The 14,816-nt window shown below is 63.6% G+C and carries 16 protein-coding genes; 11 read left to right on the top strand and 5 right to left on the bottom strand.

What is annotated here, in order from left to right; genetic code table 11:
- Positions 1-193: hypothetical protein (locus EKH80_RS24295; RefSeq protein WP_230473859.1), on the top strand; the 193-nt coding region annotated here is incomplete at its 5' end.
- 64 nt (positions 194-257) lie between these two features.
- Here the strand turns inward: EKH80_RS24295 and hflD are convergent.
- From hflD to EKH80_RS20655, 3 genes are read right to left on the bottom strand one after another with little or no spacing between them, the layout of a single operon-like run.
- A complete protein-coding gene (hflD, locus tag EKH80_RS20665; protein WP_126686695.1) occupies positions 258-872 on the bottom strand; it encodes a high frequency lysogenization protein HflD in 615 nt (204 codons plus the stop codon).
- Between the two features lie 10 nt (positions 873-882).
- A complete protein-coding gene (gene mnmA, locus EKH80_RS20660; RefSeq protein WP_126686692.1) occupies positions 883-2,010 on the bottom strand; it encodes a tRNA 2-thiouridine(34) synthase MnmA in 1,128 nt (375 codons plus the stop codon).
- The gene (locus EKH80_RS20655) at positions 2,007-2,495 is read right to left on the bottom strand and encodes an NUDIX hydrolase (protein WP_126686691.1); all 489 of its coding nucleotides are present in this window, start codon (positions 2,493-2,495) and stop codon (positions 2,007-2,009) included. The genes mnmA and EKH80_RS20655 overlap by 4 nt, the downstream gene beginning before the upstream one ends.
- A 162-nt stretch (positions 2,496-2,657) precedes the next feature.
- Between EKH80_RS20655 and clpS the strand changes: the two genes are divergently transcribed.
- Positions 2,658-2,984 carry an ATP-dependent Clp protease adapter ClpS gene (clpS, locus tag EKH80_RS20650; protein ID WP_126686690.1) on the top strand — a complete coding sequence of 109 codons (327 nt, stop codon included), beginning with the start codon at positions 2,658-2,660 and terminating at the stop codon, positions 2,982-2,984.
- 121 nt (positions 2,985-3,105) lie between these two features.
- Complete coding sequence (clpA, locus tag EKH80_RS20645) at positions 3,106-5,376, top strand: ATP-dependent Clp protease ATP-binding subunit ClpA (RefSeq protein WP_126686689.1); 2,271 nt, start codon at positions 3,106-3,108, stop codon at positions 5,374-5,376.
- Between the two features lie 85 nt (positions 5,377-5,461).
- Here the strand turns inward: clpA and infA are convergent, their stop codons facing one another.
- Together infA and EKH80_RS20635 are read right to left on the bottom strand one after the other, a co-directional pair.
- Complete coding sequence (gene infA, locus EKH80_RS20640) at positions 5,462-5,680, bottom strand: translation initiation factor IF-1 (protein WP_126686694.1); 219 nt, start codon at positions 5,678-5,680, stop codon at positions 5,462-5,464.
- A gap of 103 nt (positions 5,681-5,783) precedes the next feature.
- The gene (locus EKH80_RS20635; protein WP_126686688.1) at positions 5,784-6,062 is read right to left on the bottom strand and encodes a polyhydroxyalkanoic acid system family protein; all 279 of its coding nucleotides are present in this window, start codon (positions 6,060-6,062) and stop codon (positions 5,784-5,786) included.
- Positions 6,063-6,427: 365 nt separating this feature from the next.
- On the opposite strand from EKH80_RS20635, the gene EKH80_RS20630 reads away from it, so the two are divergent.
- From EKH80_RS20630 to pgsA, 8 genes are all read left to right on the top strand, one after another.
- Positions 6,428-7,201: an FHA domain-containing protein gene (locus EKH80_RS20630; protein ID WP_126686687.1), complete on the top strand. Its 774-nt coding sequence runs from the start codon at positions 6,428-6,430 to the stop codon at positions 7,199-7,201.
- Positions 7,202-7,259: 58 nt separating this feature from the next.
- Positions 7,260-8,345: a 3-phosphoserine/phosphohydroxythreonine transaminase gene (serC, locus tag EKH80_RS20625; protein ID WP_126686686.1), complete on the top strand. Its 1,086-nt coding sequence runs from the start codon at positions 7,260-7,262 to the stop codon at positions 8,343-8,345.
- Positions 8,346-8,393: 48 nt separating this feature from the next.
- Entirely contained in the window at positions 8,394-9,482 is a 1,089-nt protein-coding gene (gene pheA / locus EKH80_RS20620) for a prephenate dehydratase (RefSeq protein WP_126686685.1), read from the top strand.
- On the top strand, positions 9,479-10,786 hold the full coding sequence (gene aroA, locus EKH80_RS20615) for a 3-phosphoshikimate 1-carboxyvinyltransferase (protein ID WP_126686684.1): 1,308 nt from the start codon (positions 9,479-9,481) through the stop codon (positions 10,784-10,786). Before pheA ends, aroA begins: the two co-directional genes overlap by 4 nt.
- A 157-nt stretch (positions 10,787-10,943) precedes the next feature.
- Positions 10,944-11,717 carry a 3-deoxy-manno-octulosonate cytidylyltransferase gene (kdsB, locus tag EKH80_RS20610; protein WP_126686683.1) on the top strand — a complete coding sequence of 258 codons (774 nt, stop codon included), beginning with the start codon at positions 10,944-10,946 and terminating at the stop codon, positions 11,715-11,717.
- Positions 11,718-11,822: 105 nt separating this feature from the next.
- Positions 11,823-12,308 (top strand): low molecular weight protein-tyrosine-phosphatase, encoded by a 486-nt coding sequence (locus EKH80_RS20605; RefSeq protein ID WP_230473858.1) that lies wholly within the window; start codon positions 11,823-11,825, stop codon positions 12,306-12,308.
- Between the two features lie 30 nt (positions 12,309-12,338).
- Positions 12,339-14,165: an excinuclease ABC subunit UvrC gene (gene uvrC, locus EKH80_RS20600; protein WP_126686681.1), complete on the top strand. Its 1,827-nt coding sequence runs from the start codon at positions 12,339-12,341 to the stop codon at positions 14,163-14,165.
- Positions 14,166-14,209: 44 nt separating this feature from the next.
- On the top strand, positions 14,210-14,785 hold the full coding sequence (pgsA, locus tag EKH80_RS20595) for a CDP-diacylglycerol--glycerol-3-phosphate 3-phosphatidyltransferase (protein ID WP_126686680.1): 576 nt from the start codon (positions 14,210-14,212) through the stop codon (positions 14,783-14,785).
- Positions 14,786-14,816: the final 31 nt, after the last annotated feature.

Below are 14,816 nucleotides of genomic sequence, written 5' to 3'. Positions count from 1 at the left end.
ACTGCTCGCCCATGGCCTTCTCCACTCCAGTGATGCACTTGAGTTTAGAATCCGCCGTTACTTTTCTTTGGGCCAGCAAAGAAAAGTGACTCGGTCGCTTGCGACCGAAAGCGCCGCAGGCAATGCAACGGTCTACGAAATACATCGTCAGTGCGACGACGAAAACGCCGCTGTTGAGCGGTATCCACCCTGACATAAGGGTGCTAACCCCAACATTGCCATGCCTACGCGACGCGATGTTGGGTTTGCACCCCAACCTACAATGTCGTGCCGGTCAACAAGCCCCGTGCCAGCATGGTGCATTGTCGTCGATGCAGCAGCAGCTGAAATTGCCTGCCGCCGATCTGTCGCCACAACACCGCCGAGCGCACCGCCGCCAACAGGCTCGCACGTACGCGCTCCACCAAGACGGGCTGCTGCAGCCACTGCGGATTGCCAGTGACCATCACGCGAGGCCTCAGCGTCGACAGCGTGCTGGCGTACAACTCGGCCAGACGGCTGTACACCTGCGGTGAATTCAGCCCGAAGTGATCGACCTGCCGCTTGGTGGAAAGAATGCCCTGCTGCAGGTGGTCGAGCAGGTCCTTGCGATGCGCGAGGCTGCGCTCCAGCCGCATTACGGTGACCACCATGCGCGTGATCGCCATGTCGCGGCCGTTTTCGTCCAGTTGTCCGATCAGCGTGCGCAGCCCGAGCCGGATGCCGGACACACTGCCGTACACGCCGACCACCGATGGTGCATCGATGCGGAACACGCTCGCCAGGCTGGCATCGAGGGCAAGCTCGTCGCAGCGTCCATCGTTGGCGAGCTGATACGCCAGGGTGGAGGCCTGGAACAGGCCGGCAAGCGCGAGCACCCGTTCCTCGTTGATGGCGAAAGCTTCAAGCACGCTGCGTCATTTCCTCTGCGGATGGATGGGCAAGGCCGCCGAAGGCCGCATCGGTGGCCGCGATGATTGCGCCGCCCAGGCATTCCTCGTCGGCGTAGAACACCACCGACTGGCCGGGTGTGACGGCGCGCTGAGGCTCGTCGAACCGCACTTCCAGCCGGTCATTGTGCACCGTGACCATACAGGCCTGATCATGCTGCCGGTAGCGGGTCTTGGCCGTGCAGCGGAACTCCCGGGCTGGCGCTGCGCCGCCGACCCAGGTAGGTGTTTCGGCAGTCAGCCGGCGGGACTGCAGCCATTCGTTCTCGCCGCCCTGGGCTACATAGAGCAGGTTGCGGGCAACGTCCTTGCCGACCACATACCAGGGTTCGCCGCCAGCATGCTGGCGTCCGCCGATGCCCAGGCCATTGCGTTGGCCCAAGGTGTAGTACATCACGCCCTGGTGCTCTCCGATCAGGCGGCCGTCCGGGCTGCGCATCTCGCCGGGACGGGCAGGGATGTATTGGGTCAGAAACTGACGGAAATCGCGCTCCCCGATGAAGCAGATGCCGGTGGAATCCTTCTTGGCGTGGGTGGGCAGGCGGGCTTCGCGCGCCATCTCGCGCACCCGGGACTTCTCGATCTCGCCCACCGGGAACAGCGTGGCGGCCAGCTGCTGCTGGCCCAGCGCGTGCAGGAAGTAGGTCTGGTCCTTGGCTTGGTCGACGGCGCGCAGCAGGCGGTAGCGGCCGTCCAGGCAGTCCACGCGCGCGTAATGGCCGGTCGCGATTTTTTCCGCACCCAGCGCGCGTGCCTCGTCCAGGAAAGTCTTGAACTTGATTTCGCGGTTGCACAGCACGTCCGGGTTGGGGGTGCGCCCGGCCCGGTATTCGGTCAGGAAATGCTCGAACACGCCATCCCAGTACTCGGCGGCGAAATTGCGGGCATGGAAGGGAATGCCCAGCCGCCCGCAGACGGCCACGGCATCCTTGCGGTCCGTGTCGGCAGTGCAGGGGCCGTTGCGGTCATCCTCCTCCCAGTTCTGCATGAACAGGCCTTCCACCTCGTAACCGGCTTGTTGCAGCAGCAGCGCGGCGACCGAGGAGTCCACGCCACCGGAAATGCCCAGCATGACCTTCATGGTGCGGCACCCTCAGGCATCAGGCTGGTGACTACGGACAGCGGCAGTCGCTGCCCCGCCAGCCATTCGTCGATGCTCAGCAACACCATGGGGCTGCGCAGGCGCCCGCCCAAGGCCGCAATCTCCTGGCGCGTAAGCCACAGCGCGCGCCGCACCCCCGCGTCGAGTGCTTGTTGAGGATCGTGATTCAACGGCTTGGCGGCAAAGGTGAAGCGTACGATGACCTCGCCATGTTCCTGGCTGCGCCACTGGTGCACGCCGACCAGATGCGTCAGCGCCACCGTCCAGCCGGTTTCTTCGCGCGTTTCGCGCACCGCGGCCTGCAGCAAGCTCTCGTGGTCATCCAGATGTCCCGCCGGCTGGTTGTAGGCCACGCAACCGTTGACCTCCTCTTCAACCATGAGGTAGCGGTCGCGGTCGGTCACCACGCAGGCCACTGTCACATGCGGACGCCATACGTCGCTGGGGTTGTCGGGCGTTGTCATCTTGAGAGTCAACAAAAGGTAGGGGGGGGCACTGGAAAACTCGCTATTGTGCCATTACCTCACGTGCACTCGATTGTCCCGTTACCTAACGCCCACTCGCCGGGGAGCAAAATAATCCCCAGGCGTATACTGCAACCGAACAGGCCCGAATCCTTTTTGAGCATGGCGAACGAATCCGAACAAGAACACGGCAGTGGGCATGGGCTCGCCGTCGAAGTATCGAAACCCGAGGTAGCGCGCCCGCCGCTGTTTCAGGTACTGCTGTTGAACGACGATTTCACACCGATGGATTTTGTAGTCGAGGTGCTGCGTATGTTTTTTGGCATGGACCAGGAGAAAGCCGTCCAGATCATGTTGCACGTACACACTCGCGGTAAGGGCGTGTGCGGGGTGTTCACCCGAGAAGTGGCCGAAACCAAGGTCACCCAGGTGAACGAATATTCACGTGCCAGCCAGCATCCTCTGTTGTGCACGATGGAGAAGGTTTGAAAGAGCGCCAAATCGAGGTTTTCGCGCCTGCGAAGGCGAAAACATTGATCCCGCCTTTTTTGGCCCCCATCTTGCATCTATCGCGGTGAAGCCGCCTAACCTTGCAGTGGAGTAGGTCCGGATGTTCAGCAAGGATCTCGAAGTCACCATCGGCCAGTGCTACAAGCAGGCCCGAGAGCAGCGCCACGAGTTCATGACCGTGGAGCATTTGCTGCTCGCCCTCACCGAAAACCAGTCGGCGCTGGGCGCCCTGCGTGCCTGTGGCGCGGATCTTCCGCGGCTGACCCACGAACTGGAAAAGATCATCGCCGAGACCGTGCCGGTCTTGCCGCACGGCGACGAGCGCGATACGCAACCCACGCTGGGTTTCCAGCGCGTGCTGCAGCGCGCGGTGTACCACGTGCAATCCTCCGGCCGTAAGGAGGTCACCGGCGCCAACGTACTGGTGGCGATCTTCGGCGAAAAGGATTCGCACGCGGTGTACTTCCTGCACCAGCAGGAAATCACGCGCCTGGACGTGGTCAATTACATCTCGCACGGCATCGCCAAGATCGGCGACGAGCCGTCCAGCGGAATCTCCGGTGGCGAGCGCGAGGCCGAGGAAGGCGCCGAAGGCAAGGGCAACCCGCTCAGCGAATACGCCAGCAACCTCAACGAACTGGCGCTGGAAGGCAAGATCGATCCGCTGATCGGCCGGCAGGACGAGATCGAGCGCACCATCCAGGTGCTGTGCCGTCGCCGCAAGAACAACCCGCTTTACGTCGGCGAGGCCGGCGTGGGCAAGACCGCGCTGGCCGAAGGTCTGGCCAAGCGCATCGTCGACGGCGAAGTGCCGGAAGTGCTGGAGAACGCCACCATCTGGGCGCTGGACCTGGGTGCGCTGGTGGCCGGCACCAAGTACCGCGGTGATTTCGAGAAGCGCCTGAAAGCCGTCATCAGCCAGTTGAAGAAGCAGCCTGGCGCGATTCTCTTCATTGACGAGATTCACACCATCATCGGCGCGGGTTCCGCTTCGGGCGGCACCATGGACGCCAGCAACCTGATCAAGCCGATGCTCGCCTCGGGCGAGCTGCGCTGCATTGGTTCGACCACGTTCCAGGAATTCCGCGGCATCTTCGAGAAAGACCGCGCCTTGGCGCGCCGCTTCCAGAAGATCGACGTAGTCGAGCCCAGCGTGGCCGACAGCCTGGAAATCCTCAAGGGGCTGAAGTCGCGCTTCGAGGAGCACCACAACGTGTCCTATACGCTGGAAGCGCTGAAGGCCGCCGTGGATCTGTCGGTGAAGCACATTCCCGATCGCCTGCTGCCCGACAAGGCCATCGATGTCATCGACGAGGCCGGCGCACGCCAGCGCCTGCTGCCGCCCGATCAGCGCACCGGCAAGGTCGACGTGCCCGAAGTGGAATACATCGTCGCCAAGATGGCGCGCATTCCGGCCAAGCAGGTTTCCGCTTCCGACCGTGACGTGCTGAAGAATCTGGAGCGCAACCTCAAGATGGTGGTGTTCGGGCAGGACCCGGCCATCGAAGCCCTGGCGGCTTCGATCAAGATGGCGCGTTCCGGCCTGGCCGATCCGTCCAAGCCGATCGGCTGCTTCCTGCTTGCCGGCCCCACCGGCGTGGGCAAGACCGAGGTCACCAAGCAGCTTGCCATGCAGTTGGGCATCGAGATGATCCGCTTCGACATGTCCGAGTACATGGAAGCGCACTCGGTGTCACGCTTGGTCGGCGCACCTCCGGGCTATGTCGGCTTCGACCAGGGCGGCCTGCTTACCGAGGCAGTCACCAAGCATCCGCACGCCGTGCTGCTGTTGGATGAGATCGAGAAAGCGCATCCGGATGTGTTCAACATCCTGCTGCAGGTGATGGATCGCGGCGTGCTGACCGACACCAATGGTCGCGAGGCGAACTTCAAGAACGTGATCGTGGTGATGACCACCAATGCCGGCGCGCAGCAGGCTTCCCGCCGCAGCATCGGTTTCGTGAAGCAGAACCATGCGATGGACTCGAAGGAAGTGATCCGCCGCACCTTCACCCCGGAGTTCCGCAATCGCCTGGATGCGATCATCCAGTTCACCCCGCTGGACTTCGAGCATATTCTGCGCGTGGTCGACAAGTTCCTGATCGAGCTGGAAGCGCAGCTCAGCGAGAAGCACGTTTCGCTGGATGTCGATGCGGACGCCCGCCGCTGGCTGGCCGAGCACGGCTTCGATCCGCAGATGGGCGCCCGCCCGATGGCGCGCGTGATCCAGGAAAAGATCAAGCGCGTGCTGGCCGACGAGCTGCTGTTCGGCAAGCTGGCCGAAGGCGGCAAGGTGAGCTTGAGCGTGAAGGAAGGCGAGCTGGCGGTGAATAGCGAAGCCGCCGAGCCGGTACCGGCAGCGGTCTCCTGAACGGGATCGCCCGCCGCAACAAAAAAGCCGCGCCCATCAGGCGCGGCTTTTTTATGGGAGCAGCTCGATCAGGGCTGCTCCACGTTTATTTCATGCGGTAGGTGATGCGGCCCTTGGTCAGGTCGTAGGGTGTCATCTCCACCTTCACCTTGTCACCGGTGAGGATGCGGATGTAATGCTTGCGCATGCGGCCGGAGATATGGGCGATCACGACGTGGCCGTTTTCCAGCTTTACTCGAAACATGGTGTTGGGCAGGGTCTCGATGACCGTACCATCCATTTCAATGACGTCGTCTTTGGCCATGCGTTCCAGGAAGTACGCGCGGGCCACCATGGCCGCGTAAGCCATCCATTATGCCACGTAACCGGACCGGGTCAAAGAATTTAAACCCTCGGCCCGCAGGCCCTCAGCTGAAATGCTCGTCCAGCTTGCGCCGAATCTCCTGTTCGATCATGCCCTTGAGCGGCGAAAGCAGCATGCCCAGCTGCGCGCTCACGTGGATTTCATCGGCGCCGATGGCGATCTTGCCGCTGATGCCGGGGCGCTCGAAGCCGAGCGTGCCGTCGCTTTTCCATTGCGTTTCCACCTGGAACTTCTCCCGCATGCGGGTGGCTACGTGGTCGATGACGGTGTGAGCGTCGGTGCCGGAGAGGCTATGCGGACGGCGGATATCGATATTTGGCATGGTGCTGCTCTAACAGATTAACCTTGCATCATAAACGCAAATCCTGTCGATATTTTCTGTGCTTCTGCTAGAGTCCCGGCGTCAGCTTGCCGGTCCTAAGAGCCTGCTTACTATCTGCGCGTGGCCCGCGCCAGGTCTGTTTGCGCGCAAGTCCAGATAAGGCGGGAGCGCGTACATCACTACGACATTGAGCTAGGACGCAGGACTGGGGGCAAACAGACCAGGCCCTTAGGGTTGCGTCTGAGCGGCCGTCATGCGGCAGCGCGCGGCTTGACCAGACAGCCAGTCTGGCCTGTGCCGCGCACTACCACCTGACGGCCGCTCAAACACAACGCGGGCTACGCGGAGACAGTAAACAGGCTCTTATGCGCATCGAGTTTCCCCATTCCACCCGGGCGGTTTTCCGCTGGAACCAGGCGCTGTTGCGCATCGGCAGCGAATCTGACAATGACCTGATCCTGGCGGCCGGCCAAGCCGCGCCGCATCATTTGCACATCAGCCTGGACCGGCGTGGCTGGGTCCTGGACGTACTGCCCCAGGCCCATCGCATTTACGTTAACGCGCGCCCGGTGCGAGAGCGTGCCATCCTGCGTGCCGGCGACATGCTGAGCGTAGGCGACTGCCGCATGCTGCTGTGTGCGGAGGACAGACCGGACGGGCGTGCCACCCCCGAGATGCCCGAGCAGGAGCGCTGCACAGTGGCCTTGCGCGCCGTCGCCGGGCCGCTCTCGGGGCAGGTGTTGCCCCTGGCTGATCGTCTGGAACTGGGCTCGCAAGGGCGTGTTCCACTGGACCTGCCGCAGGGCGAGTCCGTCACCCTGACGATTTTCTGGCGTGAAGGCCAGCTATGCATGGAATCCAGCCAGGCGGCCGATGGGCGCTACCCGGTCCGGCTGAACGGCATTGCCGTGCAACAGACCGTGCTGCTGCCGGGGGACCAGATCGGCATCGCCATGCACCGCTTTCTGATCGATGCGCCAGGCCTGGAGCCGGAGCCCGAGATCGTGCTGCCGCCGGAGCCGGTGCAGCCCTTGCCGGAGGATATGGCCGGCCCGCGCGGGGAGGTCTGGTGGCTGATCGCCACCGCGGCGGTGCTGGCGCTGGGCATTGCGCTGCTGTTGTTGCTGCACGTGCATTGACGTCCGGTTGCTGCGTCGCGGCATAATGCTTGCGATCATTCAAGATGGGAACCGGTGCGTGAGCAGGGTTTGGAACTTCAGCGCAGGTCCGGCGGCCATGCCGTTGCCGGTACTCGAACGCGCGCAGCGAGAGCTGCTGGACTGGAACGGCAGCGGTGCATCGGTGATGGAGCAGTCCCACCGCGGCAAACGCTTCATGACCATGGCCCAGCAGGTGGAAGCGGACCTGCGCGAGCTGATGGGCATCCCCGATCACTATGCCGTGCTGTTCGAGCAGGGCGGGGCCACCCAGCACTTCGCGCAGATTCCCATGAACCTCGCGCGCGAAGGCGACCGCGCCGACTACATCGTTACCGGCCATTGGAGCGAGAAAGCGGCCAGCGAAGCAGCGCCGTACGTGCAGGTGAACGTCGCCGCGACGAGCAAGGCGGAAAGCTTTCTGCGCATGCCGGCGCGTGAGACGTGGAAGCTCGATTCCGGGGCGGCGTATGTGCACATCGCCACCAACGAGACCATCCATGGCGTGCAGTTCAAGCATGCGCCGGAGGTCGGCGACGTGCCATTGGTGGCGGACATGTCCTCCGATATCCTGTCCGGCCCCATCGACGTCAGCCGCTACGGGCTGATCTACGCGGGCGCGCAGAAGAACATCGGCCCGTCTGGCCTGGTGCTGGTCATCATTCGCCGCGATCTGCTTGAACGGGCGACACGCCCGATGGCGAAGATCTTTCGCTACGCCGAGCATGCGGCCCACGATTCGATGCTCAACACCCCCAATACGTGGGGCTGGTACCTGGCTGGGCTGACTTTCCAGTGGTTGAAAGAAAACGGCGGCCTGGCTGCCATGGACGTGCTCAATCGCCAGAAGTCGCAGATGCTGTATGCAGCCATCGACGGCTCCGGCGGCTATTACCGCAACCCGATCGATCCGCCCGTGCGCTCGCGCATGAATGTGCCGTTCACCTTGCACGACAGCTCGTTGGACGCGGCTTTTCTGCAGGAGTCCGAAGCGGCCGGCCTGTTGGCGTTGAAGGGGCACAAGGCGGTCGGTGGCATGCGCGCATCGCTTTACAACGCGGTGCCGATGGAAGCCGTGCAGGCGCTGGTGGATTTCATGAGCGAATTTTCGCGCCGGCATGGCTGATACACTGCCCTATCGGCACAGACATTTTTACGTTTGGACATCCATCGCATGAACGAACCCAAGCTATCGCTGGTTGAGGTGCGCGACCGCATCGACAGCATCGACCGGCAGATCCAGGAGCTGATCTCCGAGCGCGCCAATTGGGCCCGCGAAGTGGCCAAGGTGAAAGGCGAGGGGCTCTCGGCGATCGACTATTACCGCCCCGAGCGTGAGGCCCACGTGCTGCGCATGGTGGTGGATCGCAACCACGGGCCACTGTCCGACACAGAGATGGTGCGCCTGTTTCGCGAGATCATGTCCTCCTGCCTCGCGCAGGAAGATCCGCTCAAGGTGGGCTACCTCGGCCCCGAGGGCACCTTCAGCGAGCAGGCGGTGCGCAAGCATTTCGGGCATGCCGCGTACGGGCTGCCGCTGGGCAGCATCGAGGAAGTGTTCCAGGAGGTGGCCGCCGGCCATGCGGATTTTGGCGTGGTGCCGGTGGAAAACTCCGGGCAGGGGATGATCCAGGTCACGCTGGACATGTTCCTGACTTCCGAAGCCCGCATCTGCGGCGAGGTGGAGTTGCGCGTGCATCAATGCCTGCTTTCGCAGCGCGATACGCTGGAGGGTATCAAGCAGGTCTACGGACATGCGCAATCGCTGCAGCAATGCAAGACCTGGCTGCGCATGAACTTGCCCAATGCCGAGTGCATCGCCGTGCAGAGCAATGCGGAGGGTGCGCGCCTGGCACGCAATGCGGACGATGCGGCAGCCATTGCTGGCTCGACGGCCGCGAAAGTCTATGGCCTGAAGGTCGTTGCCCAAGGCATCGAAGATCGTGCCGACAACACCACGCGCTTCCTGGTGATCGGCCGCTCGCTGTTCCCGGCGTCAGGCAATGACCGCACCTCACTGTTGATCACCGTCAACGACAAGCCGGGCGCGCTCTACGAAATCCTCAGCCCGTTCGCCAAGCATGGGGTCAGCTTGAACCGCATCGAGTCGCGTCCGGCGCATACCGGCAAATGGCAGTACGCCTTCTTCATCGACGTTTCCGGCCACATCGACGACGCATCGCTGCAGGCGGCCTTGCAGGACATGGGGCCGCACGCGGCCCAGGTACGCGTGCTTGGTGCCTATCCGGTGGCCTTGCCGTGAGCGGCGCACAGCGTTTGGACTGGGTCAGCCGGTCCGCCACCGCCCTGCATGGCGATGTGATCGTACCCGGCGACAAGTCGGTGTCGCATCGTTCGATGATGCTGTCGGCGATTGCCGACGGCAACTCGCACATCCGCGGCTTCCTGGAAGGGGAAGACACGCGCGCAACGGCGGCCGTGCTGGCGCAACTGGGGGTGCGGATCGAAGCGCCGTCTGCGGGCGAACGCATTGTGCATGGCGTGGGCCTCGATGGTTTGCGCGGCTCGAACCAGCCGCTCGACTGCGGCAATGCCGGTACCGGTATGCGCCTGCTGGCTGGCCTGTTTGCGGGGCAGGCCTTCGACAGCATCCTGGTCGGGGACGAGTCTTTGTCCAAGCGGCCCATGCGGCGGGTGACCGAGCCACTGGCGAAGATGGGGGCACAGATCGATGCTCAGGATGGCTTGCCGCCGCTGCACGTGCGTGGCGGCCGCAAGCTGCATGGCATCCGCTACGAGCTGCCGGTGGCCAGCGCGCAGGTGAAATCCGCGCTGCTGCTGGCCGGTCTGTATGCCGAAGGCAGCACGGAAATCATCGAGCCGCACCCCACGCGCGACTACACCGAACGCATGCTGCAGGCGTTCGGCTGGCCGATCGAATTTTCACCCGGCCGTGCGAAGCTCGAAGGCGGTCACCGATTGCGCGCAACCGACGTAGTCGTGCCGGCGGACTTTTCTTCGGCGGCTTTCTTCCTGGTGGCGGCGAGCGTCCTGCCTGGTTCGCTGCTGCGCCTGCCGGCCGTGGGTTTGAATCCGCGCCGCACTGGCCTGCTTGAGGCCTTGCGTTTGATGGGGGCGGACATTCGCATCGAAAATCAAGGCGAAAGCGGCGGCGAAGCGGTAGGTGATCTGGTCGTGCGCCACACAGCCTTGCACGGCATCGAACTGCCGGAAGCGCTGGTGCCGGACATGATCGACGAATTTCCCGCCCTGTTCGTCGCGGCAGCCATTGCGAAAGGACGCACGGTGGTGCGCGGCGCGGCCGAACTGCGGGTCAAGGAATCCGATCGCATCGCCAGCATGGCGGTCGGTTTGCGCGCACTCGGTGTGCGCATCGAGGAAACGCCGGACGGGGCAATCATCGACGGCGGTGCCATCGGCGGCGGCACGGTGGAAAGCCATGGCGATCATCGCATTGCGATGAGTTTTGCGGTGGCGGGGTTGGTGGCGCGCGAGGCCGTGACGATCCGCGATTGCGCGAACGTGGCGACGTCGTTTCCGGGTTTCCTGGAGCTGGCCAATGACTGCGGTTTTGCGTTGGGCTGAAGCCTGCACGTAGGCTGGGATGGTAATCCCAGCTTCGGCAAGCCGCGAAAGAAGCTGGGATTGATCAGATCAGAATCGGTTCCCGCTTGCGCGGGAATGACGACGGCTGGGATTGTCATCCCAGCCTACGCTAACCAAGCTCCCGTAAAGGCTCGCCATGTCATTTGCCATTCCAAGCTTCATCGTCGCCATCCCCGCCCGCTATGGCTCCACCCGGTTGCCAGGCAAACCCCTGCGTACGATCGCCGGTGTGCCGATGGTGGTGCACGTGGCGCAGCGCGCGCAGCAGGCAGGTGCCAAGCAGGTGGTGGTGGCGACGGATGACCAGCGTATCGCCGATGCCTTGGCGGCGCTGGGCGTGGACGTTTGCATGACCCGCGCCGACCATGCCTCGGGCAGCGATCGCCTGGCCGAATGTGCCGCGTACTATGGTTGGCCGGAGGATGCCATCGTAGTGAACCTGCAGGGCGACGAGCCCTTTGCGCCTGCAGCGGGTATTCGCGAAGTGGCCCTCGCGCTTGCCGAAGACACGGCACCGGTGGCGACTCTGGCTACGCCGATCACCGATGTGCATGAGCTGTTCGATCCCAACGTGGTGAAGTTGGTACGAAGCGCCAATGGCCGTGCGCTGTATTTCAGTCGTGCGCCCCTGCCATGGGCGCGTGACGCCTTTGCGGTAGACCGCAATGCCTTGCCGGAAGGAGTGCCGTACCTGCGGCACATCGGCATCTACGCTTATCGCGCCGGCTTCCTTCAGCAGTACACCGGCCTGGCGCGCACGCCGCTGGAGCAAGCCGAATCGTTGGAACAGCTACGCGTACTTGAACACGGCTATCCCATCGCGGTTCGCCTCACGCCCGAACCGTTTCCGCCAGGCATCGACACCGAGGCTGATTTGCAACGTGCCGAGGCATGGGCAAGCAGCCCATAGGTGCAATCAGCGACGTAGGCTGGGATGGCAATCCCAGCATCGCGCAGATGCATGCATGGCAATGCTGGGTTTTTGCGACGTAAGCCTACGAAACGAATGAAAAAGATGAACAAATCGCTATTGTTTGTATGCCTCGGAAACATTTGCCGTTCACCGTTGGTCGAGGCCGTGGCCCGCAAGCATCTGGCTGCAGCCGGATTCGACATCGACGTAGCATCCTGCGGCACCGGCGGTTGGCATGCCGGCGAACAAGCGGACCCGCGCATGCGCGCCGCCGCGGCGAAAGCGGGGTATGACCTGGAGCCGCACCGCGCACGTCAGCTCAGTGCCGGCGATTTCAAACGCTACGACCTGTTGCTGGCGATGGACAGCAACAACTTGCGCGACATGCAGAGCACAGCCGCTGGCGAGGCGCACGATCGGCTGGCTTTGTTCCTGGACTGGAGCGGAGCCGCGCCGCCCCGGGACTTTCCCGACCCCTACTACGAACCACTGGCTGCATTCACCCAATCGGTAGCGTTGGCCGAGCGGGGCGTCCTGGGCCTGATCCAGCGCCTGCGCGAGGGTGGAACCACTACTCGGATGGCTTGAAAACGCGCCAAACGGTCTAAAATCTCCCCCATGCAGCCCGCTCCTCTCCAGGCCTTCGACGGCAAGGCCTTTGTCAGTACGCTCACCACGTCCCCCGGCGTCTATCGTTACTTCGACGAGGACGGCGAACTGCTGTACGTCGGCAAGGCCAGCAGCCTCAAGAAGCGCGTAGGCAGTTATTTCCTGAAGCCGCGCATGGAACCGCGGATTGCGGCGATGGTGTCGCAGATCGCCCGCTGCGAAATCACCGTCACGCGCACGGAGGCCGAGGCGCTGCTGCTGGAATCCCAGCTGATCAAGGCGCTGAAGCCGCGCTACAACATTCTGCTGCGCGACGACAAGAGCTACCCCTACATCTACCTGTCGGGCGGCGAAGACTATCCGCGCCTGGCCTTCCATCGCGGCGCACGCAATCAGCCGGGCCGCTACTTCGGGCCGTTCCCCAGCGCCTTTGCCGTGCGCGAAAGCCTCAACCTGATGCAGAAGCTGTTCAAGGTGCGTCAGTGCGAGGACAGCTACTTCCGCAATCGCTCGCGGCCTTGCCTGCAGTATCAGATCGGCCGCTGCACCGGGCCCTGCGTGGGCTTGATCAGCACCGAGGACTACCGCAGCGACGTGCGTCACGTGGAAATGTTCCTGGAAGGACGCGGCAGCGCCGTCATCGACGAATTGGTCGCCTCGATGGAGCAGGCCAGCGCCGCCTTGAACTTCGAGCGGGCAGCCGCGTTGCGCGACCAGATCGCGACGCTGCGCAAGCTGCAGGCGCAGAACCATGTGCAAGGTGCAACGGCGGACATGGACGTGATCGCTTGCCGCATCGAAGCCGGCATCGCCTGCGTCAGCGTGTTGTTCTTCCGCAACGGCATCAGCCTGGGCACGCGCGATTTTTATCCGCGCCTGCCGCTGGACGCCGAGCCGGCCGACGTGCTGGCGCAGTTCGTGGCGCAGTACTATCTGGAGCGCCCGGTGCCGCGTGAGATCATCCTCGGTGAGCCGATCGCCGACGAAGCACTGCTCAGCGAAGTGCTGGCGCAGCAATGCGGCCATGCCGTGGAGATCAAGACGCGCGTGCGTGGCGAGCGCGCGCAGTTCCTGCAGATGGCCGAACGCAATGCGCAAGCTTCGCTCACTTCGCGTATCGCCAGCCGCCAGACGCTCGGTGCACGCTTCGATGACTTGCAGAACCTGCTCGGCCTGGACGAGCCGCCCAAACGCATCGAATGCTTCGACATCAGCCACACGCGGGGCGAAGCCACGGTGGCATCTTGCGTGGTGTTCGGGCCGGAAGGGCCGGAGAAATCGCACTATCGCCGCTTCAACATCAGCGGAATCACGCCAGGTGATGACTACGCCGCCATGCATCAGGCGCTTACCCGTCGTTTCCGCAAGGTGGCGGAGGGCGAGGGCGCACGGCCGGATCTGCTGCTGATCGACGGCGGTACAGGGCAGGTCGCGCAGGCGCTGGATGTATTGCAGGAGCTTGGCATCGCCGGCATCGAAGTAGTGGGCGTGGCCAAGGGGCCGGGCCGTCGCGCAGGCGAGGAAACGCTGGTGCTGGCCGGTTCCAACCAGGAGATTCACCCCGGCCCTACATCGCCTGCGCTGCACCTGGTGGCTGCGGTGCGCGACGAAGCCCATCGCTTCGCCATCAGCGGACACCGCAAGCGCCGCGAAAAAGCGCGCGAGCGCAGTGTGCTGGAAGAAGTGCAGGGTGTCGGTGCGCGCCGACGTGCGGCTCTGTTGAAGGCGTTCGGTGGCTTGGCCGGGGTCGAGGCGGCGGGGGTCGAAGAGCTGATGCAGGTGAAGGGCATCGACCGCAGCCTGGCCGAACGCATCTATGACGCACTCCATGCGTGATCACGCGTGTTCGTGAGACACTGCACGAAAAACGGAAGCCGCCCATGCGCATCAATCTACCGACCTGGCTGACGCTGTTCCGCGTGGCGCTGCTGCCGGTGATGGTGCTGGTGTTCTACCTGCCGTTCCGGGGCCACAACGTCACCGCGGCTATCGTCTTCACCCTGGCCAGTATTACCGACTGGCTGGACGGCTACCTCGCTCGCCGTCTCAACATGACCTCCAAGTTCGGCGCCTTCCTCGATCCGGTCGCGGACAAGCTGATGGTGGCGGTGACACTGTTCATGCTGGTGGCTTCGCACAAGGGCGACTGGTCGGGCATCGCGATGGCGGTCACCGCGGCGATCATCGTCGGGCGCGAGATCAGCGTCTCGGCGCTGCGCGAATGGATGGCCGAGATCGGCATGCGCGCCACGGTCAGGGTGGCCTTTGTCGGCAAGCTGAAAACGGCGATGCAGATGGTGGCCCTGATCGTGCTGATCCTGCAGCACGAAAAGGAGGCGGAAGCCTTGCGCCTGTATCACATCGGCGAAGGCCTGCTGGTGCTGGCCGCGGTGCTGACGATCTGGTCGGGCCTGCATTACCTGCGCGCCGCGTGGCCGGCGTTGCAGGACGAATGACTACCTCTGATGCCGTAGGGTGATGTTCCCT

This window comes from Dyella choica (assembly GCF_003977665.1).
In the GTDB taxonomy this organism is placed as follows: domain Bacteria; phylum Pseudomonadota; class Gammaproteobacteria; order Xanthomonadales; family Rhodanobacteraceae; genus Dyella_B; species Dyella_B choica.
Note: the sequence above shows the minus strand (reverse complement) of the source record. Positions and strands in the feature narration are given on the sequence as shown.

Coding starts and splice junctions, on each gene's coding strand:
- clpS (WP_126686690.1), top strand. CDS start 2,658: ATGGCGAACGAATCCGAACAAGAACACGGCAGTGGGCATGGGCTCGCC.
- mnmA (WP_126686692.1), bottom strand. CDS start 2,010: ATGAAGGTCATGCTGGGCATTTCCGGTGGCGTGGACTCCTCGGTCGCC.
- EKH80_RS20655 (WP_126686691.1), bottom strand. CDS start 2,495: ATGACAACGCCCGACAACCCCAGCGACGTATGGCGTCCGCATGTGACA.
- pheA (WP_126686685.1), top strand. CDS start 8,394: ATGAACGAACCCAAGCTATCGCTGGTTGAGGTGCGCGACCGCATCGAC.
- EKH80_RS20635 (WP_126686688.1), bottom strand. CDS start 6,062: ATGCCAAATATCGATATCCGCCGTCCGCATAGCCTCTCCGGCACCGAC.
- pgsA (WP_126686680.1), top strand. CDS start 14,210: ATGCGCATCAATCTACCGACCTGGCTGACGCTGTTCCGCGTGGCGCTG.
- infA (WP_126686694.1), bottom strand. CDS start 5,680: ATGGCCAAAGACGACGTCATTGAAATGGATGGTACGGTCATCGAGACC.
- EKH80_RS20605 (WP_230473858.1), top strand. CDS start 11,823: ATGAACAAATCGCTATTGTTTGTATGCCTCGGAAACATTTGCCGTTCA.
- clpA (WP_126686689.1), top strand. CDS start 3,106: ATGTTCAGCAAGGATCTCGAAGTCACCATCGGCCAGTGCTACAAGCAG.
- kdsB (WP_126686683.1), top strand. CDS start 10,944: ATGTCATTTGCCATTCCAAGCTTCATCGTCGCCATCCCCGCCCGCTAT.
- EKH80_RS20630 (WP_126686687.1), top strand. CDS start 6,428: ATGCGCATCGAGTTTCCCCATTCCACCCGGGCGGTTTTCCGCTGGAAC.
- uvrC (WP_126686681.1), top strand. CDS start 12,339: ATGCAGCCCGCTCCTCTCCAGGCCTTCGACGGCAAGGCCTTTGTCAGT.